This is a genomic window from Cognatishimia sp. F0-27, from assembly GCF_020667845.1.
Classification (GTDB): domain Bacteria; phylum Pseudomonadota; class Alphaproteobacteria; order Rhodobacterales; family Rhodobacteraceae; genus JAFMPQ01.
On the sequence record NZ_JAFMPQ010000002.1, the window covers coordinates 195547 to 220179 of the forward strand.

The following is a 24633-nucleotide window of genomic DNA, read 5'->3' on the forward strand; positions in this document are numbered from 1 at the left end:
CGGGCCGATCACGGCGGGCTTGTCGCGCGTATCGGTCTTATGGATCCGACACCTCGTGAACCTCGATCACGTTGCCGTCCGGATCGTAAAAGAAGATCTGCGACCATCCGGCCACGGCAGCATGCCCCCAATCCGCGTATGGCACGCCCTGGGCCTCGAGATGCGCCTTGAACGCGGCGAGATCGTCGGTGCGATAGGCGATATGCCCCCGACTGACCGGGTTGACCAATTGACCCGTGCGGAACCCGGCCAGAACGTCTTTTTCCGCGATATGCGTCTGGATCGCACCATCGGTCACAAACGACACCGCGCCGGCGTAACCTTTGGTCTTTTCGAGGGTTGGCAACCCTTGGGTTTCCCGCTCTAGTTGGAGCACGTCGCGATAGAACCGCTCCATTTTTTCGACATTTTCGGTGGCCAGATTGATATGATGCAGCGTCAGTTTCAAAGCGGCCTCCGGGGTCAGGTCTGGCAAAGTGGGCTTTTCCTTACTGGCACGGTTTTTGGCGCCACGCCATTGTAACACGTCCGTGAGAACCTATATCAAATGTATACCATAGCATACCAAACAATGGGCCTGACATGATTGACCCGTTTCTGACCCAAGGGATGTTTCCCTTTACCCTTTCGCTTGCCCTGCTTTTCGGGCTGATGCTGCTCGAGCTGGTCTTTGCCATGCTCGGCGGCACGCTGATGGGCAAGGACGGTCCCGATCTTGACGGTCCGGATCTGGATGCACCGGAGGTGGCGGATTTCGATCTCGATCTGGAACTTGACGGGCTCGAAATGGATCTGGGGGAGTTTGAAGGGCCGGAATTCAACCCGCCCGAAGCGCCTGACGGCGCCGACGCACCAGACGGAATCGCGGCAACGGGCGGTGTTGCGGGGTTTCTGGGTCTCGGGAAGATGCCCTTGCTGATCTGGATCGGTTGCATGCTTTTTGCCTTTGGCTCGACCGGGCTTGTGATCCAGAGCATCACGCGCAACGCCTTCGGTTTTGAATGGCCGTGGATCGTGGCTTCTGTTCCGGCGGCCATTGTCGCCGTTGTCTTCACGCGGAAATTCGGGATGTTCTTTGCGCGCATGATCCCGAAAACCGAAACGCAAGCCTTGTCCGAACGGCATCTGGGGCGCCGCCCCGGTGTGATCACGCAAGGCACCGCCGCGCGTGGCAAACCCGCCGAAGTGCGCGTCACCGACCGCTACGGCAACACACATTACCTGCGCGCCGAGCCGCTGCGCGATGATCTGTCGATCCCGCAAGGGTCCGAGGTGATCGTTTTGCGGCACCGGCGCGACGGCGGCTACCTGCTGGTGCCGCTCAATCAATAATCCTTCAGGGAAAGGGAGTTCATTATGGATATCACGGGTCTTCTGGTCATTGTTGGATCAGCGCTTGCGCTGCTTGTGCTGATTGGTCTGGTTCTTGCGCGTCTCTACCGGCGCACGACACGGGAAGTCAGTCTGGTGCGCACCGGAGCCGGTGGCCGCAAGGTGATCATGGATGGCGGCACAATCGTCGTGCCGTTGTTCCATGAGATCAGCCCGGTCAACATGAAGACGCTGCGCCTTGAGGTGAAGCGCGACGGAGAAGCCGCGCTCATCACACAGGACCGGATGCGCGTCGATGTGGGCGTCGAATTCTACGTCTCGGTCAACGCAACAGAAGAAGGCATCAGCCGTGCCGCGCAGACGCTGGGCGACCGGACCTTTGACGTCGAGCAACTCCGCGAGATGATCGAGGGCAAGCTCATCGACGGTCTGCGCGCGGTGGCGGCCCAGATGACCATGGACCAGCTTCACGAGAACCGCGCCGATTTTGTGCAGGAAGTGCAGAACGCCGTCTCCGAGGACTTGTTGAAAAACGGCCTGTCGCTGGAATCCGTCTCGCTGACAGCGCTTGACCAGACGCCGTTCGAGGCGCTTGACGAGAACAACGCATTCAACGCGGTGGGTATGCGCAAGCTGGCGGAGGTGATCGCGAAATCCAAAAAGGACCGCGCGAATATCGACGCCGATGCCGAGGTCGAGGTGCGTCGGGCCGCGATGGAAGCGGAGCGCCAGAAGCTCGCGATCATGCAGGACGAGGAACAGGCCCGCATCAACCAGATTGAAAAGGTCGAGACGATGAAGGCCGCGCAGGAAGCCGAGATCGCCGCGCGCCGCGAAGACAGCATGCGCGAAACGGAGCGGTCGCGGATTGCCCGGGAAGAGGCCATCCGGTCATCAGAGATCGAGCGCGAGCGCAAGATCCGCGAAGCCGAGATCACCAAGGAGCGCGAGCTCGAGGTGGCCGATCAGGAACGCCAGATCATCATTCAGCAGAAATCCGAGGAAGAGAGCCGCGCGCGCGCGTCTGCCGACCTTGCCCGCGCAGAGGCAATCAAGGCGATGGAGGCCGTGACCACGGCCAAGCAGGTCGCCGAGGCCGAGCGTCTCAAGCAGATTGCCCTGATCGAAGCGCAGCGCGAAGCCGAGCGCGAAGCCACGCGAGTGCGGCTCGAAGCGGCCGCCGAAAAGGACGCGGCACAGGACCGTGCCGAGGCCCGCCGGGAGGAGGCACAGGCCGAGGCCGATGCGATCACCATCCGCGCGGAAGCCAAGAAGAAGGACATGCTGGCTGAAGCGGAAGGCACCCGCGCCATCACCGACGCGGAGAACGCGCTGAGCGATGCGTTGATCGCGATGAAGGTGGACCTCGCACGGCTCGAAGCGATGCCGAAAGTGCTCGCCGAGGCGGTCAAGCCTGCGGAAAAGATCGACTCGATCCGCATTCACCAGGTCACCGGTCTGGGCGGCAACGCGGGCGGCGCCGGCGGCGGCAGCGGCGATGGCGACAAGCCGGTTGTCAATCAGGCGCTCGACTCGATCATGGGCATGGCGGTGCAGATGCCGGCGCTGCGCAAGCTTGGCGACGAGCTTGGCTTGTCGATGGATGGCGGGATTGCCGGGCTCACCACCGGCATCACGCAGAACGACAAAGCCATGCCAACGGTTGACGGAGCGGAGCCAAAGGCGGTTGAGGGTCCCGAGACCGGAACCGAACCGACGCACTGACCAAGCGGCACGGGCATGACAAACGGGGCGCGTGTTCGGCACGCGCCCTTTTGCTGTCGCGCTGCGCGTCTGGGGGGCGGCGGGGGTGCTGTCCCTGACATCTGGCGCAAAAAAGCCCCGGAACGGGAAGTCCGGGGCCTAGCGTGTCTCTCGAAGAGGAAGGTGGGGCGCTATTTCTTCGCGCCTCCGAACAGGTTGCGCAGCCAATGGCTGCCATCGTCGATCTTGTCGCCCACGGTTTCCAGCGTCGGGTCGACCCGCGCTTCCCAGAAGCGGGTCCAGCGCACCCAGATCGCCCAGAAAAGCCCCGCAAGGATGACCAGGATCACGATCGACACCCAGGGGATCACGCGCGTGTCAGGCCCGTCCACCGGTCGGATCGAGATCGCATTGGGGAAGATCGAGATGAATTCGTTGCGCCACCCGTAATGCCGGATCGCGACCCAGCGCGGGTTCTCGGCGGTAGAGACCTGATCGGCGGCCTCGGCCTGCAGGTTGGCGGTATCGAACTTGAAATAGGGCGGCCAGCCCCAGCCCGTATCTTCGTTGCGATAGACCATCACCTCGCCATTGTTGAGCCGTGTCTGGATGAAGAACACATCGCGCTCGACCCCAACCGCGTCGCCCGCGTTCTCCTGCGCCCAGAACCAGCGGTTCTCGCCCGGGTTCACACGGCTTTCATAGGTATCCGTGACCCGCGCGATATCCGTCTGCGGCAGGGTGTAATGCAGGAAAGAGGCCAAACAGACCCAGAAGAGCAGGATAAAGAACCATTTCACGTATCGCATGGGGGCCTCTTTGCGGATCTCAACTGAAGTTGGTCAGATAGACTATTGTGGCGATCAGCGCCATGGGAACGATGTAAACACCCAGAATGAGTTTGCGGCGCAGCGATTGATCATATTCCTTGAGCCCATCCTCGATATAGACATCCTTGTCGCCTGGGCGGCCCTCTTCTTCCCACCACTCCGCCAGCTTTGAGCGCCGCACGGCTCGGGAGTAGAGCGACAGGCAGATATAAACCACCGTCAGGACCAGAAATCCCACTATCAACAACCGCGCCAGCGCCAGCATGGTTCCACTCCCGAAGACATACCCGATCTTTGTGCGCCGTGCCGGAGGGAGAAATCAAGTTACCAGCGGTTGGTTTTCCATCTTTGCGGCGCGGTGATGGTGACAATGCCAACGAGAGGCGCCCAGATCAGGGCGGCCTTGGCCCCGAGCGCGAGGAAATGCACGATGCCCTCCGGGCTGGCGAGGAGCGCTGCGAGGCGGCTGTCCTGTCCGAGGTAGAGCGTTGCAAAAAGGGCCCCTGCCACAAGCCAGAGCACCAGCGACGACACAACGCCGAGCGTGGCAAGGCCCAGCCCCGATTCCGGCACGACCCGCTCGATCAGGCGCGTGATCAGCACGGCCGCAATCATCAACAGCAGGGTGGGCAGAGCGAGACCGGTCAACATGGGTCTGAGATGTGCGCGGCGGCGCGGCGTTCAAGTCTTGTCCGTCTTCGGACCGCGAAACGCACCCCGGAAATGGCGGCCAGCTACCCGGCAAAGGCGCCGGTGATCGCGGCCCGTTTCTCCGGGGCCGCGATTTTTTTCGTTTTCCAAAAGAGAGTTACCCTCAGCCCACCACGTTGTGAGCGGGGCCATATGGGAAGCCGGTGATGTTCTCGTTTCCATCCTCGGTGATCACGAGAATATCGTGTTCGCGATACCCACCCGCGCCGGGTTGGCCTTCGGGGATGGTGAGCATTGGCTCCATCGAAATGACCATGCCCGGCTCCAGCACCGTGTCGATGTCTTCGCGCAATTCCAGACCGGCTTCGCGGCCATAGTAATGCGACAGAACCCCGAAGCTGTGCCCGTAACCGAAGGTGCGGTATTTCAGCAGATCGCGCTCCGCAAAAAAGACATTGATGGCCTCTGTCACATCGCAGCAGCGCGCGCCGGGCTTGAGAAGGCTCATGCCGTATTCATGCGCGGCGACGTTGGCTTCCCAGATTTTCAGCGAGGCGTCATCGACGTCCTGCACGAAGAGCGTGCGCTCAAGGGCGGTGTAATAGCCTGAAATCATGGGGAAAGTATTCAAGCTGAGAATGTCGCCGGTTCGCAGTTCGCGCGCGGTGACGGGGTTATGCGCGCCGTCGGTGTTGATGCCCGATTGGAACCAGACCCAGGTGTCGCGATACTCCGCGTCGGGGAAGCGTTTGGCGATCTCAAGCTCCATCGCATCGCGCCCGGCCATGGCGACGTCGATCTCGCGCGTGCCGGGGCGGATGGCGTCGCGGATGGCGTAGCCGCCGACATCGGCGACCTGCGCGCCGTGCCGGATCAGGGCGATCTCGGCGGGGGATTTATGCATCCGCTGGCGCATGGTGTCGGGCGCGATATCGACGCTGGACGATGGCTTAAGAAATTGATCCATAAACTCTTTTTGCACAAGTGTCAGATGGTCGCCTTCATATCCGACCGTGCCGGCCGTGCCTGTGACGGAGGCAATCGCGCGCCAGTAATTGTTCCGCGTCCAGTCGGTATAGGTGATGTTGTCAGCCACGCTGCGCCGCCAGGGCTGGGCCGCGTCGATCCCTGCGGAGATGGTCACTGCCTCGGACGCGGTCACAACCAGCGCGTAAGGCCGCCCGAAGGCGCAATAGAGAAATCCGGAATAATAGGCGATGTTGTGCATCGACGTGAATACGCAGGCGCCACGGCCTTGGTCTTCCATAGTTTTTCGAAGCAGGCTCAACCGGGACTCGTATTCGTCCGGTGCGAAGGGAAGGGTTTTTTCGCCCTGGTGAAATCGGTAAAACTGGGGTCGGTCCATGCGGTCCTCCTCACGAGCGGCGGGTGATCTTCCCCGCCGGTTCGGCAAAGCAAGATCCCGGCGTGCAGGATGGATGAACGGCCAGAAAGGTGACGACGCCATCGTCGGCCTGAAGATGCTTGTCCCCGATCCGGAGCAGTCTGGCAAGAGCCTCGGCACCGCTGATCCAAGCCGGAAAACGGCCATGCACAATCCATGCACATTCGATGCACAACCCATGCGCATGAACGTTTCACGAACATCTTTGATCCGGCCTGTGGCCAACCGCAAGGCGCCCTGAAAAATTCTGGATCGGGTGACGCGATCCGATACACTTGCGGCCATTAAATGACGAAAGACGGAGTTTTGACATGGCTTTGATTAACGGCAACGACAACAGCGAAACCCTGACCGGCACCGAGCAGGACGACACGATCAACGGGCTTGGCGGCAACGACCAGCTGGCGGGCGCAGGCGGCGACGATGTCCTGAACGGTGGTCCGGGCAACGACTGGATGTATAGTGAACCGGGCGATGACACTTACAATGCTGGCCCAGGGTTTGATCGCGTCGATTACCGTGATGCTCCGGCGGCGGTGACAGTTGATCTTGCTTCCGGCGTCGCCACCGACGGGCAGGGCGGGACGGATCAGCTTTTTGATGTCGAGCGGGTCATCGGCTCGGCGTTCGACGATACGCTGCGGGGCAACGATCCGATCAGCAACAGTTTTACGGGAGAGGCCGGGGATGACCTGATCGACGGGCGCGGCGGGTTCGATTTCGTCTGGTACGGGCGTGCGCCCGCAGCGGTGCAGATCGATCTGGCGGCGGGCACGGCGACGGGTGGAGAGGGCAATGACACCCTGATCGGCATCGAGGGCATTGGCGGGTCGAACTACTCCGATAGCATCGCGGGCAACGACGCCGACAACTACTTCACGCTCGATCAGGAAGGGGATCAGTTCACCCCGAATTTTTCAGTGGGTGGGGCGGATAGTGTCGATGGGCGCGGCGGTTGGGATACGGTTGACTACTCGGAAGCAGTCAACCCGGTATCTGTGGACCTTGGGGTCGGCACGGCAGTCGATGGCGCCGGCAATACCGACAGTTTGACCGATATCGAGGAGGTGCATGGCAGCGCCTTCGACGACAGCCTTGCGGGTGGCGATGGCGGTGACAGCCTGCGGGGCAATGACGGCAACGATACGCTCGACGGGCGCGGCGGGAGCGACACGCTGGATGCCGGGGCCGGCGACGATCTGTTGATCAACAGCGGCGGCGGCAACGACAAGTGGATCGGCGGTGCGGGGATCGACACGCTGGAAACGGATGTCACCGGGATTCCGGCGGATTTCGACGTCGAGGTGGACATGCTGCAAGGCATTCACGGGCGGCTGGGGTCGGATATCGGGCGCGACTACATCGAGGGGATCGAGAATTTCTCCTTGATGGGGCTGTGGAATGCGCGGCTTGTGGGCAATGCGTCGGATAACGTGCTTTTGGCGGCCGAGGGGGACGATACGCTCATCGATGGCGCCGGTAATGACAGCCTGTATGGCGATGAGGGGGACGATCACTTCTTCCTTGTGACCGGCTTTGACACGGTGAATGGCGGCGAGGGCACTGACAGCGTCTGGATCACGGCGGGCAATGCCGCGGAGGACGCGTTCACGGCCTTCGGGAACCTTGCAACGGGAGAGGGCGGGGCCGTCGAGTTCGGCAATGGGCGCGACACTTTCATCGAGATCGAGAATTACTTCTACGATGGCGCGCCGGCGATCGAGATCACCGGCACCGATGGCGCCAACTGGCTGCGCGCGGATCGCAATGACGACACGCTGATCGGCGGGCTTGGCGACGATACGCTCGAAGGCGGGCCGGGCAGCGACCGCGCGGTGATTGCCGCCAACGCCGCCGATGCGACGGTGACCATCGAGCGCGACGGTGTGCGGATCGCGACCGGGGACGGGTCCGACCTGCTTTCGGGGGTCGAGCAGGTTGCCTTTGCGGATGGCGTCGTAGCGCTCACCAGCCTGTTCGACGATACGGCGGGCGTTGGCGCCATTGGCACCGCGGGTGACAACACGATTGTCGGCGGCGCGGGCGATGACGACCTTGCGGGGGTGTTCGGCTCCGACCTGCTGTCGGGCGGGCCGGGGGACGACACGCTGATTGGCGGGTTCGGCTTCGACACGCTGGGCGGCGGCGATGGCGCCGACTCGTTGCTCGGCGGCAATGGGTTCGACGCGCTTTATGGCGGTGCCGATGACGACTCCCTCGTGGGCAATTTCGGCAACGATGTGCTGAACGGGCAGACCGGGAACGACACGCTTGAGGGCGGTCTTGGCTTTGACACGATGCTGGGCGGGGCAGGCAACGACCTTCTGGTGGCGCGCGACGGGTTCGACCATCTTCAAGGCGGGGTCGGGCTGGATACGTTGCAGGGCAACAACGGCAATGACCTGCTGGAAGGCGGGGCCAACAGCGACCTGTTGCAAGGCGGGTTCGGCGCGGACACGCTGGATGGTGGCACCTGGGAAGACACGCTTCAGGGGGGCAACGGGTTCGACCGGCTGGATGGCGGGGCGGGCAATGACCGGCTTGAGGGCAATTCCGGCAATGACACGATGGATGGCGGCTCCGGGGACGACGTGTTGCGCGGCGGTCTTGGCGCGGACACCTTTGTCTATTTCGCGGGAGCGGACCGGATCCTCGACCATGCGCCGGTGGATACGATCGAGATTGCCGCAGGCCTGCTTGACGAGATGTCACCCAGCGTGGCGGATCTTGCCAATTACGTTGTTCCGGACAGCAACGACCTTGTTTTCGATTTCGGCAATGGCAACACGCTGACCGTGGTCGGGGCCGATCTGGCGGCGGTGCAGGATGACCTTGTGCTGATCTAGGCTGCTGTGCCGAAGGGCTTGTGCGACAAGAGGAATGGCGGCCCCCCATATCGGGAGGGGCCGCCTTTTTTGTGCCTGTGCTTTTGCGTCTGCCTGTGCCTGTTCCCTGCGCGGGCCTGTGCCTTTGCCTGTGCGGGCCCGTCACGCCGGGAAGGACGGGAAGGGCAAGACGGGCCCGATCTCGTGATCAGACGGTCATGCAGATGTATTTCATCTCGAGGAATTCCTCGATGCCGTGGTGGCTGCCTTCGCGGCCAAGGCCGGATTGCTTGACGCCGCCGAAGGGGGCGAGCTCGGAGGAGATGATGCCCGTGTTGACTCCGACGATGCCATATTCCAGCGCCTCGGCCACCTTGTAGACGCGGCTGAGATCGTTGGCATAGAAATAGGACGCAAGGCCGAAGATGGTGTCATTGGCCTGCGCGATCACGTCATCCTCGTCATCGAACTTGAACAAAGGCGCGAGCGGGCCGAAGGTTTCCTCGGTGGCCACGGCCATGTCCTGGGTTGCGCCGGTCACGATGGTCGGCGGGCAGAACGAGCCCTTGCCCGCATGCGGGTCGCCGCCAAGGATGACGGTCGCCCCCTTGGACTTGGCGTCGGCGAGATGCTCTTCCACCTTGTCGATGGCGTCCTGGCTGATCAGCGGGCCAAGGTCGGTGCCCTCTTCGAGGCCGTCGCCCACCTTCATCGTCTTGACCCGGGCGGCGAGTTTCTCGGCGAAGGCGTCATAGACACCGGACTGCACGTAGATCCGGTTGGCGCAGACGCAGGTCTGGCCGTTGTTGCGGAACTTGCAGACGATCGCGCCTTCGACAGCGGCGTCGAGATCGGCGTCATCGAACACGATGAAGGGTGCGTTGCCGCCCAGCTCCATGGAGCATTTCTTGACCTGATCGGCAGCCTGGCGCAGCAGGATCCGGCCGACCTCGGTCGAGCCGGTGAAGGTGATCTTGCGCACTTTCTCGTTCTCGCAGAACTCCTTGCCGACCTCGGAGGCAGAGGTGGAGGGCAGCACGTTGAACACGCCTTTGGGGATGCCTGCGCGTTCGGCCAGAACGGCGAGCGCCAGCGCGGAGAGCGGTGTTTCGGTGGCGGGACGCGAGACGAAGCTGCACCCGGCGGCGAGCGCGGGCGCGGCCTTGCGGGTGATCATCGCGTTGGGGAAGTTCCACGGCGTGATCGAGGCGGCGACGCCGATGGGCTGCTTGATCACGGTGATGCGCTTGTCGCGCGCATGGCCGGGGATCGTCTCGCCGTAGACGCGCTTGGCTTCTTCGGCAAAGAACTCGACAAAGCTCGCACCATAGGCCACCTCGCCCTTGGCCTCGGGCAGCGGCTTGCCCTGTTCGGCGGTCATGATCACGCCGAGATCGTCCTGGTTTTCCATCATCAGCTCGAACCAGCGGCGCAGCACGCCGGCGCGTTCCTTGCCGGTCCAGGCGGCCCAGTCTTTTTGCGCGGCATAGGCGGCATCCACCGCCTTGGCGACCGCGGCGCGGTCCATATCCGCGACCTCTGCGATCACATCCCCGCGCGCGGGATTGGTCACGGTAAAGGTCTTGTCGCCAGAGAGCCACGCCCCGTCCACGTAGGCGCGGGTTTCGAGCAGGGCGGGATCCTTCAGCATGGATTTGAGGTCTGTGGTCTGGTCGAGCATCGCTTTCTCCGTCATTCTGGATTGCGCTGGCGGGCGCAAGTCGTGGCGTTCACCGCAGTCATATAGATCTTGATCGGAGAAAGCGATGGAGCTTGACGACGCCTATGCCAATGCCGCCCACATCCCGGGGGCGGATGACTACCCGCCACGCTGGACCGAAGCGGCGGAATCCTATCGCAAGCGGCTAGCGGTCACGGGCCATGCGCGGCTTGGCCTGATGTATGGGCACGGGGCGCGGCAGGCGATGGACCTGTTCCTGCCGGACGGGGAGCCGAAAGGGCTGGTGGTGTTTGTGCATGGCGGCTACTGGCTGCGCTTCGATCGCTCCTTCTGGTCGCATTTTGCCGAAGGCGCGCGGGCGCATGGCTGGGCGGTGGCGATGCCGTCTTATGACCTTTGCCCGCGGGTCGAGATTGCCGATATCACGCGGCAGGTGGCGGATGCGGTGACGGTTGCGGCGCGCGAAGTGTCCGGGCCGGTGCGGCTGGTGGGGCATTCGGCGGGCGGGCACCTTGTGTCCCGCATGGCAGAGCCGGGCCTCTTGCCCGAGGACGTGGCCGGGCGCATCGTCAAGATCCTTCCGATTTCGCCAGTTTCGGACCTGCGCCCGCTGATGCAGACCTCGATGAACGCGGATTTCGGGCTCGACGATGCCAAGGCGCGCGCCGAAAGCCCGGTGTTTCAGCCCAAGCCGGAGGTGTCTGTAACGGTCTGGGTCGGGGCAGATGAACGGCCCGTCTTTCTCGATCAGGCGCGCTGGCTGGCCGAGGCCTGGGAGGCGGAGCACGTGGTGGACGAGGGCCTGCATCATTTCGATGTGATCGACGCGCTGGCCGACCCGACCAGCCGCATGGTCAAGACGCTGCTGGGCGCTGGCTGATTTTTTTTCGCCGCACGGCCAAGGATTGCGGCCCGGGCTGCGTCCCAGCGTCAGGATGTTGATGGACAGCAGTGATGAAAGCCTCGCGCGGGCGGCGCAGATGGGGGACCGGGAGGCCTTTGGCCTCTTGGTCGAGCGCGTGTATGACCGCGTGTTCGGACTGGGCTTTCGTCTCACCGGGGACCGCGCCGAGGCGGAGGATCTGGCGCAGGATGTGTGCCTGTCGCTGCCCGCGCGGCTGAAGTCGTGGCGCGGCGAGGGCAAGCTGTCGACCTGGCTCTACCGGGTGACCGTGAACGCGGCGCGGGACCGGTTCCGGCGGCGCGCGGCCCATGCGCGCGCGGCGGAGGGCTGGGGCGACTGGGAGGTGGCGCGGCAGGCGGATCTTGCGGAGGCGTCCGAGCGGCTCGACTGGCTCACACGGGCGATGCGGGCGCTCAACGACGACCTGCGCGAGACGCTGGCCTTGGTGCTTGACGGGGTGAGCCACGCGGAGGCGGGCGCGGTGCTGGGTGTGTCCGAAGGCACGGTGTCGTGGCGCGTGTCAGAGGCGAAAAAGCGGCTCAAGGCAGTCAAGGAGGCGGAAGGATGAGCGAGCGGGACGAGTTCGATCTCGACGATCTCGCGCGGGCGATGCGCGATGCGACCCCGAGGCCCGATGCCGCGCGCAAGGCGGATGTTCTGGCCCGGGCGCAGGAAAATTTCGATGCGGTCCAAGGAATGAGCGGCGCGGCGCGTCCCACTTCCGAACGCCCCGCTGGGGGGCGGATCAGAGGAGTGAGAGACATGCTGCACGCAATGAAAACCCGGACGATGCTTGGGCTGACCACCGCTGCGACAGCGGTGGCGGCGGTGTCGCTTTTGGCGGTGCTGCCGTCCTTCGAGATGCCGCGTCTCGGCGGCAACGGCCCGGTTTCGGTCAGCGAAGCCGCGCTGGATGCGGAAGAGATGGCGCCCGTCGTCTTGGCAGAGCCGGTGGTCGCGGCAGAACCGGTGGTCGTGGCGGAGGCGGAGAGCGCGGCGGATGCGCCGATGGTGCCGCGCGAAGCGCCCGGGGCGTTGACGCGCATGGCCGCACCGGACACTGGCGCGGCGGTGCTCTATTCCGGGCAGGCCGTGTCGCCGGAGACGGGCGAGGGGCGCGCGGTGCAGCTCCCGTTGCCTGTGCCGGATCGTCCGATTGTGGCGGAGGCCGATACCGAAGCCTATCCGGACGCCGAGGCGAACCCAGTGAAGATCACTGCCGAGGAGCCGGTGTCGACCTTTTCCATCGATGTGGACACGGCAAGCTGGGCGATGGTGCGGCGCGCGCTGAGCGCGGGGCAATTGCCGCCCGAGGGTGCGGTGCGGATCGAGGAGATGGTGAATTATTTCACCTATGATTATGCGGCGCCGGAACCGGGCGGCGAGGCCTTTGCGCCGTCGGTCGCGGTGATGCAGACACCGTGGAACGCCGGCACGCAGCTGGTGCGGATCGGGTTGCAGGCGGAGTTGCCGCAAGCGCGCCCGCCGATGAACCTCGTGTTCCTGATCGACACGTCCGGCTCGATGAACCAGCCCGACAAGCTGCCGCTTCTGATCCAGAGTTTCCGGCTGATGCTGGGCGAGCTGAGCGCGGAGGACCAAGTGTCGATCGCGACCTATGCGGGCAGCGCGGGTCGCGTGCTTGAGCCGACGCCCGCGAGCGACCGCGAGACGATTCTGGCGGCGCTGGAGCGGTTGCAGGCGGGCGGTGGCACCGCCGGTCAGGACGGGTTGCAGCAGGCCTACGCGACCGCCGCGGAGATGGCGCGGGACGGCGCGGTGAGCCGGGTGATCCTTGCGACGGACGGGGATTTCAACATCGGGCTGAGCGATCCGGGCGCGCTGGAGGCGTTCATCGCCGAGAAGCGCGAGGCGGGCACCTATCTCAGCGTGCTGGGCTTCGGGCGCGGCAATCTCGACGACGCGACGATGCAGGCGCTGGCGCAGACCGGCAACGGCATCGCGGCCTATATCGACACGCTGGCCGAGGCGCAGAAGGTGCTTGTCGATCAGTTGACGGGGGCGCTTGTGCCGGTGGCCAATGACGCGAAGATCCAGGTGGAGTTCAACCCCGCGACGGTCGCGGAATACCGGCTGATCGGCTACGAGACGCGCGCGCTGTCGCGGACCGATTTCAACAATGATCGCGTCGATGCGGGCGATATCGGGGCCGGGCATCAGGTGACGGCTTTGTATGAGGTGACGCCGGTGGGCTCGGATGCGGTGCTGAGCGATCCGCTGCGGTATGGCGATGCGGCCGCGGCTGGCGGGTCCGATGAGCTTGGCTTCCTGCGGCTGCGCTACAAGGTGCCGGGCGAGACCGAGAGCCGGCTGATCGAGGCGCCGATTGCGGCGGTGGCGGCACCGGGCGAGGCCGGTTTCGCGGCGGCGATTGCGGGGTTCGGGCAGCTTCTCACCGGATCGGAATATGTCGGCGACTGGGGCTATGCGGAGGCGATTGCGCTTGCCCAGGCGCATGTGGGCGAAGATCCGTTTGGCTACCGGCGGGAGGCGGTCACGCTGTTGCGGCTGGCGCAGAGCATGGATCGGTAGACCCATTTCGATGGCGCGTGCAAACGGGGGCGGTGCCTCCGTTTGTGCTTTTGGAGAGCAGTGGTGCGGAGGGGAAACGTGCCGGGGGCCAGCCCCCGGACCTCCGGGATATTTCGGGCCCAAAGAAACCGCTGTGTCGGCGCGGTGCGGGCGGGGCCGCGCCTAGATGTTTTGGTGGGGGGCGCCGGCCTTGGCATTCGCCGCTGCGGTGGGGGGCGGGGCATCGGCCGGATGTTTTGGTCACGGTGGGCGCCGGCCCAGGCATTCGTTGCCGCGGTGGGGGCGGTGTTGCGCGATCTGCGGCGGGCGGGGCGGGCGGCGGGCCAGACGCCTATGGCGGGCAGGGCGCGCGGCGGGGGATCCCGCTGCCTTGGACGGGTTTGACGCCGGTTGCGAGGGCGCACGCGGCGTTTGCGCGGTCGCGCGCGCCGGGTTGTGGTGGCGCGCCAGGCTATTTAGGGGGGCGGTTATTGCAGGTCGGCGAAAGCGGCTTGCAGCCGCACACAGGCTTCCTCCACCCGTGAGCGGGGGGTTGCGAGGTTGAACCGCAAGAAGGAGGCGCCGCCCTGACCGAAGGTTGTGCCATGGTTGGCGGCGATGCGGGCCTCCTTTTCGACCCGCTGTGTGAATTCCTCGCGGGTCATGCCGGTACCAGCGAAGTCGACCCATGCGAGGTAGGTGGCTTCCAGCGGCATGGAGCGCAGACCGGGGATTGCGTGGATCGTGGCGTCGAAGAGCCGTCGGTTCCCATCGAGATAGGCACAGAGCGCATCGACCCAGGCCGCGCCTTCCGGGCTGTAGCCGGCGGTCACCATATGCAGACCGAACGAGCCCGGAGAGGTGCCCGTGCCCGCAACGCTTGCCGCAAACCGCGCGCGCAGATCGGGGTCTTCGATGATGACATTGCCGACATGTGCGCCTGCGATGCCAAAGGTCTTGGTGGCGGCGGCCATCATGACCAGTCGCTCGGTCAGCGTCGGGTCGACCAGCGCCATGGGCGTGTGGGTCTGGCCCGGCATGACGAGGTCGGCATGGATCTCGTCGGAGACGAGAACCAGGTCGTGGCGCTTGCAGAATGCGGCGAGCCCCTTGAGCTCTGCGCGGGACCAGACGCGCCCGCCGGGATTGTGCGGCGAGCAGAGCACGACCATGCGTTCCTTGCCCGTCATCTGCGCGTCGTAAGCGTCGAAATCCATTTCGTAGCGGCCATCGACGAGGGCAAGCGGGCATTCGACCACATCGCGCCCGGCGGCCCGGATTACCCGGAAGAAGGCATGATACACCGGCGTGAAGAGAATGACGCCGTCGCCCGGTTTGGTGAAGGCATCGACGCAAAGACCCGTTCCGTTCACCAGCCCGTTGACCGAGAAGATCCATTCCGGCGCGACCGACCATCCGTGGCGTTCCGCATGCCACCAGCGGATCGCCTCCTTGTAGGCGCTGTCATCACCGAAATAGCCGTAGATGCCATGCGTGGCCATGCGGTCCACCGCGGACTGGATGCAGGCGGGGGGGCGGAAGTCCATGTCGGCCACCCACATCGGGATGCCGGTTTCTGGGGAGACGCCATAGGTCTGTTCCATGCTGTCCCATTTGCTGCAATGGGTGTCGATCCGGTCGACGATTTCGTCAAACGGGCTGCTGCTTTCGATAAGGTTCATGGAGGCTCCGGGCTTGTAGGCAATCAGCGAGACGGTAGCTGTTCCGGCAGCGAGGGCAAGGGGCGGATCCTGGCGGTTTGACGCATTGCATGCGGCGCAGCGCACGGTGGCCTCTGCGGTGCCGCGAGGGGGGGCTGCTGCCGGTGCGGGCCGCTGCGGGCCGGGACGTGCCGGGGGGCGGAGGCGTGGCGAGGCATCCCGGAAGGCCGGTGCGGGCCGGGCCGCCTGTGTGCGCGGTTCAGGGTAAAGCCACGCGGTGGCGGGAGGGGGGCTGGCCCGATCCGCGCGATCCCCTGCTGGTGCGGCCTGCGACCGATCGGGCGCTGCCCGGTGACGGGGGTGTGGCGACGGGGGTGTCGAGCAATTGTCCGGGTCAGCAGCGCTACCAGCCGGGCTCTGTGGCTTGCAGCCGCGCGGCGTTGGGCCTAGATCAGTGCCATGAAACGCCCGATCCTGATCCACCCCGACCCGCGCCTCAAGAAAGTCTCCGCAGAGGTTGCCGATATCGACGATGACCTGCGCGCCCTGGCGGATGACATGCTGGAGACCATGTATGAGGCGCCCGGCATTGGCCTTGCCGCGCCTCAGGTCGGTCTGTTGACGCGCATGATCGTCATGGATTGCGTCAAGCCCGAGGACGAGCGGCCGCCACGCCCGCTTGTCATGATCAACCCGGAAGTTGTGAGCGCGTCGGAAGAGCGCAACGTGTACGAGGAAGGCTGCCTGTCGATCCCCGAGCAATACGCGGATGTGGAACGGCCCGCCGAGGTTGAGGTGCGCTGGATCGACGTGGACGGCAAGGAGCATCGCGAAGGCTTTGACGGTCTTTGGGCGACCTGCGTGCAGCATGAGATCGACCATCTCGATGGCAAGCTCTTCATCGACTATCTCAAGCCGCTCAAGCGTCAGATGATCACCCGCAAGATGGTCAAGTTCAAGAAAGAGCGCGCCCGCGCATGAGGGGCAGGGGCGGGGATGCAGCGAGACGCGCGGGATGCGCCGGGGGGATAGCCCCGGAGCAGACGGCGCGATGAGCGCGCGGCCGTTCCTGATCTGGCCGGACAAGCGGCTGTTGACCCCAGCGGCGCCGGTGGCGGCGGTCGATGATGCCGTGCGGGCGGTTTGGGACGACATGGTTGCAGCGATGCACAGCATGGCCGGTGGCGTCGGGCTGGCCGCGCCCCAGATCGGCGTTGGCTTGCGTCTTGCAATCGTCGATGCGTCCGAGAGCGGTGGTGCGGTTGTGCGCATGGCCAATCCGGAGATCCTGCATGCCTCTGTCAAGATGCGCAGCCACGAGGAGGCGAGCCCCAATCTGCCGGGCATATCCGCCATGGTAACGCGGCCGCGGGCCGTGACACTGCGCTTTCTCGACGAGACGGGCGCGACGGTGGAGCGTGATTTTGTCGGGCTTTGGGCCACGTCGGCGCAGCATCAGGTGGATCATCTTGACGGCAAGCTCTTTGTGCACCGGCTCAGCAAGGTGAAGCGCGACATGCTGCTTAAGAAATTCGCAAAGCGCCGGTGATATCTCCGAAGGGGCGCTGCGCGCACGGGAAAGGATAAGGCGAGTGAGACTTGTGTTCATGGGAAGCCCGGCGTTTTCCGTCCCGGTTCTCGACGCGCTGGCGGCGGCCGGCCATGACATCCTTTGCGTTTACACGCAGCCGCCACGACCGGCCGGGCGCGGCAAGGCCGTGCGCCCGACCCCGGTTCAGGCGCGAGCGGAGGCGCTGGGCTTGCCCGTGCGCCATCCCGGCAGCCTGAAGGGAACGGAGGCTCAGGAGGCCTTTGCGGCGCTCGATGCGGAGGTTGCCGTGGTGGTGGCCTACGGGTTGATCTTGCCGCAGGCGGTGCTCGATGCGCCAAGGCGCGGCTGTCTCAACATCCATGCCTCGCTGCTGCCGCGCTGGCGCGGGGCGGCGCCGATCCATCGCGCGATCCTCGCCGGCGATGCGGAGACCGGTATCTGCATCATGCAGATGGAGGCCGGGCTCGATACCGGGCCGGTCCTGCTGCGCGAGGCGACGCCGATCGGCGCGGAGGAGACAACCGGGGACCTGCATGACCGGCTCAGTGGGATCGGCGCGCGGCTGATCGTGGCGGCGCTGGATCGTCTCGACGCGTTGACGCCGGAGCCGCAGCCGGACGCGGGGGTCACCTATGCCGAGAAGATCGACAAGGCGGAGGCACGCATCGACTGGAGCGCGCCGGCCGAGGCCGTCTCGCGGCAGATCCGTGGTCTGGCGCCGTTTCCCGGTGCCTGGACGGAGCATGATGGCACCCGGCTGAAGCTGCTGGGGGCCCGGGTTGTGCCCGGTGCGGGCGTGCCGGGGACGGCGCTGGACGATGCGTTGACCATCGCCTGTGGCGGCGGGGCGGTGCAGGTGACCCGGGCGCAGCGCGCCGGGAAGGGGGTGCAGGCGGCGGATGTCTTCCTGCGCGGGCATCCGGTGCCACGCGGCGCCGTTTTTGGAGGGTAGAGCGCCATGTTTCCCGTGATGATTGGCACGATCGTGATTGCCGGGATCGTCGGATATGTCTCCGAGCGCAGCGGTTTCACGCGGAACGGCGTGATCGCCAGCATCATCATTTGCATCGGAGGTGCCTTTCTGGCCTATTTCGTGCGATTGATGTTCGGAATAGGCTTTGCGTCGCCGGGGCTGAACGCGATTGCGTCCTCGGTCGGGGCGCTGATCATCGTGCCGACACATTGGCGCAAGCGTCGTTGACCACGGCCTGTGGTTCTGGGCACCGGCCACGACGAGAGGGAGGCAAATCCATGGGTTCGATCATCTGGCTGGTGATTGTCGGCGCAGGGGCCGGTTTCATCGCAACGCGATTGATGCGGCTGAACCTCGGGATCGTTGAGACGGTTGTGATCGGCATGGCCGGGGCGCTGATCGGCGGTTTGATGCTGCGGTTCCTGCTTGCGCTGACGGGGGCGTTCGCCGGGTTGGTCGGCGCCATTCTCGGTGCGATGGCATTGATCTGGATCTGGAAAATGATCGTGCAGCGCTGATCTGCGCAGGCTTCCGGCCCGGATTGGTGCGATTTTGCGCAGCACCCTCTGCACAGGCGAGGGTTTCATAATTTTGCGCACAAGCTACCTACGGTTCAAATCGCAATGAAGGAGAGAGCCTGATGGGACAGCTTGTGGACGGCGTCTGGCATGACGTGTGGTATGACACCAAGCAGACCGGCGGCAAGTTCGTGCGCTCCAACGCAAGATATCGCAACTGGATCACGCGGGATGGCGCGCCCGGTCCAAGCGGCGAGGGCGGGTTCATGGCGGCATCCGGGCGCTATCACCTGTATGTCTCTTATGCGTGCCCCTGGGCGCATCGCGCCTTGATCTTCCGCGCCCTCAAGGGCTTGCAGGATCATATCGGGGTGAGCGCCGTGCATCCCGACATGCTGTCCGACGGTTGGACCTTTGACACCGATGACAAGGGCGCCAATGGCGACGCGCTTTACGGCTTCGCCTTTGCCCGCGACCTCTATCTGAAGGCCGACCCCAAGGCGACCGGGCGGGTGACGGTGCCGATCCTGTGGGACAAGGAGCGCGAGACAATCGTGTCGAACGAAAGCTCCGAGATCATCCGCATGTTCAACACCGCCTTCGATTCCATCACCGGCAATACGGCGGATTTCTGGCCGGAGGCACTCCGGAGCGCGATCGCGCCGGTCAATGACCGGATTTATGATACGCTGAACAACGGCGTCTACAAATCCGGTTTCGCCACCACGCAGGCGGCATACGAGGCGGCTGTCCGGCCGCTTTTCGATACGATCGACTGGCTCGAAGCGCGTCTGTCCGAGCGCCGCTACCTGATGGGCGATCGCATCACCGAGGCCGATTGGCGGTTGTTCACGACGCTGATCCGGTTCGACCTCGTCTATCACGGCCATTTCAAGTGCAACCGCACCAAGGTCGCGGAACTGCCCGCCCTGTCGGGCTGGTTGCGGGAATTGTATCAATGGCCCGGCGTGCGCGAGACGGTGAATTTCGATCACATCGCGCGACACTACTACTACAGCCACGAAACGGTGAACCCGCACCGGATCGTGCCGATTGGTCCGGTTCTCGATCTCGACGCGCCACATGGGCGGGAGCACCTCAAGGCGGCCTGAGCCGGCCACCGCCGGTGCCCGGCGACGCGCCGCAGCGCGGTTGGGCGCTGTCCCGCCCCCGGGCTTTGGCGCGGTGGGGGCGGGATTGGCAGCGCCGAGCCGCGCGGGGCTTACCCGGCGCGGAGAGGCGTCAGTATGTGGCGTAATGCTCGACCATGGCGGCGAGATCGTCGGGCTTGGTGGCCGCCGGAAGGAAGGCACGCGCGTTGCCGCAATGCTTGAAGATGGACCCGTCAGAGAAGAACGCGGTGTTGGATACAAAGATCACCCGCGCGTCCGGTTGGCGGTAATGGGCAAAATCGGACACGGTGAACGCGCCGCCGCTTTCGAGCGATAAGTCGAGAATGATCACCCGGAAGGTCACAAGCAGCAACGCGTCAATGGCGTCTTGCTCGCTATCGACGATGGTAACATGGGTATCCATGCGCTGAAGATGTCGTTTCCACAATCCGGCAAGGCTGGCATTTTGCTGGACAATCAGGACATTCACTGTGATGGCTCCACTAAGGATTTAGGGCCGTTGCGCGCGTTCTGCGCGGCTGGTCAGCCACAATTGCGCTGATTTCCTGAACAAACCATTAACGTAAACGTAAGCTTGGTATCCAAAACGTGAACATCGGCGGAGAATGGCCGATGACCGTGGTTATTGAGCGTAAACCTTCTCATTCTTGTCGGGAATCGGGCGATCAAGGCATTTTTCCGTCTCTCCAGCCCGTCGCCCGCACCCCAATGGGCTGCACAGGACACATCCGCGCGCAAAGCGACGCTTGCGGCGCGCGCGCCCCTTTGTACTGTGCGGTCTGCACGAACGGAGGATTGGCGATGCGCAGGAAACGGACAGGTTTGGCAGCGATCATGGCACTTGGCATGGGGCTTGCAACGGCCATGACGGCGCAGGCGCAGACGCAGACACCTGTGCCGTGCGGCGGTGATTTCGGCGCGTTCGTTTCCGAACTCGCGGCAGAAGCGGTGGCCGGGGGCGCCGATCCCGCAACGGTGGGCCGGTTTTTCGCGGGGGCGGCGCAGGATGCCTCCGTGCTGCGCGCGGACCGGCGGCAGGGGATCTTTCAGGATCCGTTTATCACCTTTTCACGCAAGCTGATCTCCCAGTCCCGCCTCGATCGTGGGCGCGAGATGGGCCGGCGCCACGCAGAGACTTTTGCACGGATCGAGCGCGACTATGGCATTGCGCCGGGCGTCTTGCTGGCATTTTGGGCCTTCGAAACCGATTACGGCAGCTTTCAGGGCGATTTCAACACGTTGAATGCGCTGGTCACGCTGGCACATGATTGTCGTCGACCAGAGATCTTCCGGCCGCAGATCCTTGCCGCGCTGGAACTGTACGAGATGGGCGATTTCGACCCGGCGCGCACCACCGGCGCCTGGGCGGGGGAGATCGGCATGGTCCAGATGCTGCCGAGGGACATCCTTGAAAACGGCGTGGATGGCGATGGCGACGGGCGGGTGACCCTCAAGACTTCGGCGCCGGATGCGCTGATGTCCGGCGCCAAGATGCTGTCGCATCTCGGATGGCGGGCCGGGGAGCCGTGGCTGCAGGAGGTGGTGCTGCCAGAGACGCTGGACTGGTTCGAAACCGGCCTGCATGTGCAAAAACCGGTGGCCGAATGGGCCGCGCTTGGCGTGCGCGCACGCAACGGGGATTTCGAGGGGAGCGGCCTGATGGCGTCGATCGTCATCCCGCAAGGCCGCGATGGGCCGGCATTTATCGCCTATCCGAATTTCCGCGTCTATTTCGAGTGGAACCAGAGCTTTACCTATGTGCTGACCGCAGCTTATTTCGGCACCCGCCTCGAAGGCGCGCCGATCTACGACGCGGGAAACCCCGCCCCGGGCCTGTCGGGAGACGCGATGAAGGCGCTGCAGGCCAAGCTGGCGGCGCGCGGCCATGACGTGGGCGAGATCGACGGCATCCTTGGCGCGGGCACGCGCGCGGCGGTGCGCGCGGTGCAGCGCGAATTGGGCATGCCTGCGGATGCATGGCCCACACAGGCGCTGCTTGACCGGCTCTAGGCGTGCCGGTCGCGCGGGGGACGGCGCAGGGTGGCGGGAACGCGCGCCCTTTTCAGGCGCTCGATTGGCAGGATGACGCAAACGACAGGCGGCAGACCCGCGCGGCGTGACCGGGGCGGAGACGCTTGGCGCGTCAGGCGATGATCTCGAAGCGGGTCACGTCGACCATGCCGCGATCGGTGATCTTGAGCGCGGGAATCACCGGCAGAGCAAGAAAAGCCAGTTGCAGGAACGGCTCTTCCAGCGTGACGCCAAGCTCGCGCGCGGCGGCGCGTAGGTCGATCAGGCGGTCGCGCACCTCTTCGAAGGGACGCAGGCTCATGAGCCCGGCGACGGGCAATGCCAGTTCCGCCAGAATGGCAGTCTCATCCGCCACGACAAAGCCGCCCTCGATCTCCGAGAGGCGGTTTGCGGCGAGGGCCATGGCGGCATAATCCTGACCGACACAAACGATGTTGTGATGGTCATGGCAGACGGTGGAGGCGATGGCCCCGCGGGTCATGCAAAACCCGCGCACGAATCCGCAGGCGATATTGCCGTTCTTGCCGTGGCGTTCGACCACCGCGATGCGGGCAAGATCGCGCGCGGGATCGGGGCGCTTGTCGCCATCCTCGACGGGGATGATTTCATGCAGGTGATCCGTCAGGATCTGACCGTCGCGAATGCCGATCACATCGGTCTCTGCCCGGTTGGCCGTGGTGCGGAAATCATCCGCCTCCAGCCGGGGTGCCCGGACGGAGTTGCGCCCGACCGGGGCGACGGGGCGGCGCGCGGCGAAGGCGTCGTCACAAACGCGGATGCCGCCGGCGATCACAAGCTGGGCGTCGCAGGCCTCCAGCGACGTGACGGCGACGATGTCGGCGCGTTTGCCGGGCGCGATCATGCCCCGATCCTTCAGCCCGAAGGCTTCGGCGGCTGAGAGCGTGGCAGCGCGGTAGGCCGCAAGCGGCGACGTACCCAGAGCGATCAGCGTGCGGATCATGTAATCCAGATGGCCGTGCTCTGCGATATCGAGCGGATTGCGGTCATCGGTGCAGAGCGCCATAAGCATCGCGCTGCGCTCTGACAGGAGCGGTTGCAGCGCGTGCAGGTCCTTGGAAACTGAGCCCTCGCGGATCAGCACGCGCATGCCCTTGCGCAGCTTTTCCAGCGCTTCCTCGGCGCTTGTTGCCTCGTGTTCGGTCCGGATCCCGGCAGAAATATAGGCGTTGAGGTCGTGCCCCGAAAGCAGCGGGCAATGGCCGTCGATATGACCACCTTCGAACAGCTGCAGCTTGGCCATGGCCTCGGGGTCGCGATGGATCACGCCGGGGTAGTTCATGAATTCCGCCAGCCCCAGACCGCTTGCATCGCCCATGAGCGGCCGCAGATCCTCCGCCAGAAGCGTGGCGCCGGCGGTTTCCATGTGGGTGGAGGGCACGCAGGAGCTGAGCTGCACCTTGATGTCGATCAGCGTTTCGCGCGCACAGGCCTGGAAATAGCGGATGCCCTCCGCGCCGATCACATTGGCGATCTCATGCGGGTCGCAGATCGCGGTCGTGATCCCGCGCGGCGCAACGCAGCGGTCGAACTCCTGCGGCGTCACGAGAGAGCTTTCGATATGCAGATGCGTGTCGATGAATCCGGGCACAAGGATCAGGCCGCTCACGTCGATCACGCGGTTGCCGTCATAGGCCCCCAGAGTGCCGACGATGCGGTCCCCGCAGATGGCCACATCGCCATCAAGCAGATCCCCGGTGACAAGATCGAACAGCCGCCCGCCGCGCAAGACGAGATCGGCGGGCTCGTCGCCCCGTCCCTGGGCGATGCGGGTTTCGAGGTCTGGCATCCTGTCCTCCGTCGGTAGGGCATGATGATGGCACAGCGCGGCGCGAGGTGCGAGAGGCGTTGCGGTTGCAAAGCGCGCCGTTCCGGCGTTGACTGTTCTGCAAACAGATCACACATCAACGGGAGACATCACGATGAAAAAACTGGCATGTTCTGCGCTCGCACTTGGCGTTGCGGGCGGCATGGCGGCCGCGGATTGCGGCACGGTCACCTTTTCGGACGTGGGATGGACGGATATCACCGCAACCACGGCGGCGACGACGCTTGTGCTTGAGGCGCTGGGTTACGAGACGGATATCAAGGTGCTGTCCGTGCCGGTGACCTATACCTCCATGGCGGCGGGGGATATCGACGTGTTCCTCGGCAACTGGATGCCGACGATGGAGGCCGATATTGCGCCGTATCGCGAGGCCGGCACGGTGGACACGGTGCGTGCGAACCTCGAAGGCGCGAAATACACGCTGGCCACCAATGCCGCCGGGGCCGCGCTCGGCATCATGGATTTCGCCGATATCGCGGCGCAGGCGGAGGCGCTCGAAGAGACGATCTATGGCATCGAGCCGGGCAATGACGGCAACCGCCTCATCATGGACATGATCGAGGCCAACGCCTTTGGCCTTGAGGGGTTCGAGGTGAAGGAAAGCTCCGAACAGGGGATGCTGGCGCAGGTCGGTCGCGCGGACGGGCGCGATGAGCCCGTGGTCTTCCTCGCGTGGGAGCCGCACCCGATGAATGCCAATTACGACCTGACATATCTCACTGGCGGAGACGATTATTTCGGACCGAACCTTGGCGGTGCGACGGTGTTCACCAACACCCGCGCAGGGTATGTCGAAGAATGCCCCAATGTCGGCAAACTGCTCAATAATCTCGAATTCACGCTTGCGATGGAGAACGAGATCATGGGCGCCATTCTGGATGACGGTGCCGATCCGGATGACGCGGCACGGGCGTGGATCATGGCCAATCCGGGTATCCTCGAGACGTGGCTCGACGGTGTGACCACCGTGGATGGGGGCGATGCGATGGCAGCCGCTCAGGCTCTGGTCGACGGTTAATCAGAACAAGCGCTGCGGCGAGGTGCCAGAACGCCCG

24 protein-coding genes are annotated in these 24633 nt (G+C 64.6%); 15 read left to right on the plus strand and 9 right to left on the minus strand.

From position 1 onward, the window contains the following. Nucleotides 1-37 precede the first annotated feature (37 nt). Complete coding sequence (locus tag J1C49_RS02060; RefSeq protein WP_227444131.1) at nt 38-475, minus strand: VOC family protein; 438 nt, start codon at nt 473-475, stop codon at nt 38-40. Nucleotides 476-582: 107 nt separating this feature from the next. Here J1C49_RS02060 and J1C49_RS02065 point away from each other — a divergent pair, with 107 nt between their 5' ends. Both J1C49_RS02065 and J1C49_RS02070 read left to right on the plus strand, forming a co-directional pair. Beyond that, nucleotides 583-1332, plus strand: coding sequence for an OB-fold-containig protein (locus J1C49_RS02065; RefSeq protein WP_227444132.1), 750 nt, complete (start codon nt 583-585; stop codon nt 1330-1332). A 24-nt stretch (nt 1333-1356) separates the two neighbouring features. Beyond that, complete coding sequence (locus tag J1C49_RS02070) at nt 1357-3057, plus strand: flotillin domain-containing protein (RefSeq protein WP_227444133.1); 1701 nt, start codon at nt 1357-1359, stop codon at nt 3055-3057. A 170-nt stretch (nt 3058-3227) separates the two neighbouring features. Here J1C49_RS02070 and J1C49_RS02075 read toward each other — a convergent pair whose 3' ends face one another. From J1C49_RS02075 to J1C49_RS02090, 4 genes are all read right to left on the minus strand, one after another. After that, on the minus strand, nt 3228-3845 hold the full coding sequence (locus tag J1C49_RS02075; protein WP_227444134.1) for a DUF1523 family protein: 618 nt from the start codon (nt 3843-3845) through the stop codon (nt 3228-3230). A gap of 19 nt (nt 3846-3864) precedes the next feature. Then, on the minus strand, nt 3865-4131 hold the full coding sequence (locus J1C49_RS02080; protein ID WP_227444135.1) for a hypothetical protein: 267 nt from the start codon (nt 4129-4131) through the stop codon (nt 3865-3867). A 59-nt stretch (nt 4132-4190) separates the two neighbouring features. Beyond that, the gene (locus tag J1C49_RS02085) at nt 4191-4517 is read right to left on the minus strand and encodes a hypothetical protein (RefSeq protein WP_227444136.1); all 327 of its coding nucleotides are present in this window, start codon (nt 4515-4517) and stop codon (nt 4191-4193) included. 163 nt (nt 4518-4680) lie between these two features. After that, nucleotides 4681-5883, minus strand: coding sequence for a M24 family metallopeptidase (locus J1C49_RS02090; protein WP_227444137.1), 1203 nt, complete (start codon nt 5881-5883; stop codon nt 4681-4683). Between the two features lie 350 nt (nt 5884-6233). Here J1C49_RS02090 and J1C49_RS02095 point away from each other — a divergent pair, with 350 nt between their 5' ends. Then, a complete protein-coding gene (locus J1C49_RS02095) occupies nt 6234-8768 on the plus strand; it encodes a calcium-binding protein (RefSeq protein ID WP_304522408.1) in 2535 nt (844 codons plus the stop codon). Between the two features lie 187 nt (nt 8769-8955). Here the strand turns inward: J1C49_RS02095 and J1C49_RS02105 are convergent, their stop codons facing one another. Then, the gene (locus tag J1C49_RS02105) at nt 8956-10428 is read right to left on the minus strand and encodes an NAD-dependent succinate-semialdehyde dehydrogenase (protein WP_227444138.1); all 1473 of its coding nucleotides are present in this window, start codon (nt 10426-10428) and stop codon (nt 8956-8958) included. A gap of 85 nt (nt 10429-10513) precedes the next feature. Between J1C49_RS02105 and J1C49_RS02110 the strand changes: the two genes are divergently transcribed. The 3 genes from J1C49_RS02110 to J1C49_RS02120 all read left to right on the plus strand — a co-directional run bounded on the left by J1C49_RS02110 (nt 10514) and on the right by J1C49_RS02120 (nt 13885). Further along, entirely contained in the window at nt 10514-11308 is a 795-nt protein-coding gene (locus J1C49_RS02110; RefSeq protein ID WP_227444139.1) for an alpha/beta hydrolase, read from the plus strand. Between the two features lie 61 nt (nt 11309-11369). Then, nucleotides 11370-11900, plus strand: coding sequence for an RNA polymerase sigma factor (locus J1C49_RS02115; protein WP_227444140.1), 531 nt, complete (start codon nt 11370-11372; stop codon nt 11898-11900). Further along, entirely contained in the window at nt 11897-13885 is a 1989-nt protein-coding gene (locus J1C49_RS02120) for a VWA domain-containing protein (protein ID WP_227444141.1), read from the plus strand. The genes J1C49_RS02115 and J1C49_RS02120 overlap by 4 nt, the downstream gene beginning before the upstream one ends. A 467-nt stretch (nt 13886-14352) precedes the next feature. On the opposite strand, the gene J1C49_RS02125 is transcribed toward J1C49_RS02120, so the two are convergent. Next, a complete protein-coding gene (locus J1C49_RS02125; RefSeq protein ID WP_227444142.1) occupies nt 14353-15546 on the minus strand; it encodes a MalY/PatB family protein in 1194 nt (397 codons plus the stop codon). A gap of 438 nt (nt 15547-15984) precedes the next feature. Between J1C49_RS02125 and def (J1C49_RS02130) the strand changes: the two genes are divergently transcribed. From def (J1C49_RS02130) to J1C49_RS02155, 6 genes are all read left to right on the plus strand, one after another. Next, nucleotides 15985-16506, plus strand: a complete 522-nt coding sequence (def, locus tag J1C49_RS02130) for a peptide deformylase (RefSeq protein ID WP_227444143.1) — start codon at nt 15985-15987, stop codon at nt 16504-16506. Nucleotides 16507-16576: 70 nt separating this feature from the next. Next, a complete protein-coding gene (gene def, locus J1C49_RS02135) occupies nt 16577-17074 on the plus strand; it encodes a peptide deformylase (RefSeq protein ID WP_227444144.1) in 498 nt (165 codons plus the stop codon). 43 nt (nt 17075-17117) lie between these two features. Next, entirely contained in the window at nt 17118-18029 is a 912-nt protein-coding gene (gene fmt / locus J1C49_RS02140) for a methionyl-tRNA formyltransferase (protein WP_227444145.1), read from the plus strand. Between the two features lie 6 nt (nt 18030-18035). Beyond that, nucleotides 18036-18278 carry a hypothetical protein gene (locus J1C49_RS02145; protein ID WP_227444146.1) on the plus strand — a complete coding sequence of 81 codons (243 nt, stop codon included), beginning with the start codon at nt 18036-18038 and terminating at the stop codon, nt 18276-18278. 50 nt (nt 18279-18328) lie between these two features. Then, nucleotides 18329-18568: a GlsB/YeaQ/YmgE family stress response membrane protein gene (locus J1C49_RS02150; RefSeq protein ID WP_227444147.1), complete on the plus strand. Its 240-nt coding sequence runs from the start codon at nt 18329-18331 to the stop codon at nt 18566-18568. 122 nt (nt 18569-18690) lie between these two features. Continuing rightward, on the plus strand, nt 18691-19680 hold the full coding sequence (locus J1C49_RS02155; protein ID WP_227444148.1) for a glutathione S-transferase family protein: 990 nt from the start codon (nt 18691-18693) through the stop codon (nt 19678-19680). Between the two features lie 130 nt (nt 19681-19810). On the opposite strand, the gene J1C49_RS02160 is transcribed toward J1C49_RS02155, so the two are convergent. Then, on the minus strand, nt 19811-20104 hold the full coding sequence (locus J1C49_RS02160; RefSeq protein WP_370639359.1) for a hypothetical protein: 294 nt from the start codon (nt 20102-20104) through the stop codon (nt 19811-19813). Here J1C49_RS02160 and J1C49_RS02165 point away from each other — a divergent pair. Both J1C49_RS02165 and J1C49_RS02170 read left to right on the plus strand, forming a co-directional pair. Next, complete coding sequence (locus J1C49_RS02165) at nt 20093-20242, plus strand: hypothetical protein (protein WP_227444198.1); 150 nt, start codon at nt 20093-20095, stop codon at nt 20240-20242. The two genes, J1C49_RS02160 and J1C49_RS02165, sit on opposite strands and share 12 nt — an antisense overlap. Nucleotides 20243-20547: 305 nt before the next feature. Beyond that, nucleotides 20548-21711: a lytic murein transglycosylase gene (locus J1C49_RS02170; protein WP_227444194.1), complete on the plus strand. Its 1164-nt coding sequence runs from the start codon at nt 20548-20550 to the stop codon at nt 21709-21711. Between the two features lie 133 nt (nt 21712-21844). Here the strand turns inward: J1C49_RS02170 and ade are convergent, their stop codons facing one another. Next, a complete protein-coding gene (gene ade, locus J1C49_RS02175; protein WP_227444149.1) occupies nt 21845-23539 on the minus strand; it encodes an adenine deaminase in 1695 nt (564 codons plus the stop codon). A 133-nt stretch (nt 23540-23672) separates the two neighbouring features. On the opposite strand from ade, the gene choX reads away from it, so the two are divergent. Next, complete coding sequence (choX, locus tag J1C49_RS02180) at nt 23673-24596, plus strand: choline ABC transporter substrate-binding protein (protein WP_227444150.1); 924 nt, start codon at nt 23673-23675, stop codon at nt 24594-24596. Nucleotides 24597-24633 lie beyond the last annotated feature (37 nt).

Bases quoted from the DNA above. Each gene is read 5' to 3' on its own strand.
- J1C49_RS02160 (WP_370639359.1), bottom strand. From the start codon at position 20,104: ATGGATACCCATGTTACCATCGTCGATAGCGAGCAAGACGCCATTGAC.
- J1C49_RS02170 (WP_227444194.1), top strand. From the start codon at position 20,548: ATGGGGCTTGCAACGGCCATGACGGCGCAGGCGCAGACGCAGACACCT.
- J1C49_RS02110 (WP_227444139.1), top strand. From the start codon at position 10,514: ATGGAGCTTGACGACGCCTATGCCAATGCCGCCCACATCCCGGGGGCG.
- J1C49_RS02150 (WP_227444147.1), top strand. From the start codon at position 18,329: ATGGGTTCGATCATCTGGCTGGTGATTGTCGGCGCAGGGGCCGGTTTC.
- J1C49_RS02115 (WP_227444140.1), top strand. From the start codon at position 11,370: ATGGACAGCAGTGATGAAAGCCTCGCGCGGGCGGCGCAGATGGGGGAC.
- J1C49_RS02105 (WP_227444138.1), bottom strand. From the start codon at position 10,428: ATGCTCGACCAGACCACAGACCTCAAATCCATGCTGAAGGATCCCGCC.
- J1C49_RS02070 (WP_227444133.1), top strand. From the start codon at position 1,357: ATGGATATCACGGGTCTTCTGGTCATTGTTGGATCAGCGCTTGCGCTG.
- J1C49_RS02125 (WP_227444142.1), bottom strand. From the start codon at position 15,546: ATGAACCTTATCGAAAGCAGCAGCCCGTTTGACGAAATCGTCGACCGG.
- ade (WP_227444149.1), bottom strand. From the start codon at position 23,539: ATGCCAGACCTCGAAACCCGCATCGCCCAGGGACGGGGCGACGAGCCC.
- choX (WP_227444150.1), top strand. From the start codon at position 23,673: ATGAAAAAACTGGCATGTTCTGCGCTCGCACTTGGCGTTGCGGGCGGC.
- J1C49_RS02090 (WP_227444137.1), bottom strand. From the start codon at position 5,883: ATGGACCGACCCCAGTTTTACCGATTTCACCAGGGCGAAAAAACCCTT.
- J1C49_RS02145 (WP_227444146.1), top strand. From the start codon at position 18,036: ATGTTTCCCGTGATGATTGGCACGATCGTGATTGCCGGGATCGTCGGA.
- J1C49_RS02080 (WP_227444135.1), bottom strand. From the start codon at position 4,131: ATGCTGGCGCTGGCGCGGTTGTTGATAGTGGGATTTCTGGTCCTGACG.
- J1C49_RS02065 (WP_227444132.1), top strand. From the start codon at position 583: ATGATTGACCCGTTTCTGACCCAAGGGATGTTTCCCTTTACCCTTTCG.
- J1C49_RS02095 (WP_304522408.1), top strand. From the start codon at position 6,234: ATGGCTTTGATTAACGGCAACGACAACAGCGAAACCCTGACCGGCACC.
- J1C49_RS02085 (WP_227444136.1), bottom strand. From the start codon at position 4,517: ATGTTGACCGGTCTCGCTCTGCCCACCCTGCTGTTGATGATTGCGGCC.
- J1C49_RS02120 (WP_227444141.1), top strand. From the start codon at position 11,897: ATGAGCGAGCGGGACGAGTTCGATCTCGACGATCTCGCGCGGGCGATG.
- J1C49_RS02155 (WP_227444148.1), top strand. From the start codon at position 18,691: ATGGGACAGCTTGTGGACGGCGTCTGGCATGACGTGTGGTATGACACC.
- J1C49_RS02165 (WP_227444198.1), top strand. From the start codon at position 20,093: ATGGGTATCCATGCGCTGAAGATGTCGTTTCCACAATCCGGCAAGGCT.
- def (WP_227444143.1), top strand. From the start codon at position 15,985: ATGAAACGCCCGATCCTGATCCACCCCGACCCGCGCCTCAAGAAAGTC.
- def (WP_227444144.1), top strand. From the start codon at position 16,577: ATGAGCGCGCGGCCGTTCCTGATCTGGCCGGACAAGCGGCTGTTGACC.
- J1C49_RS02075 (WP_227444134.1), bottom strand. From the start codon at position 3,845: ATGCGATACGTGAAATGGTTCTTTATCCTGCTCTTCTGGGTCTGTTTG.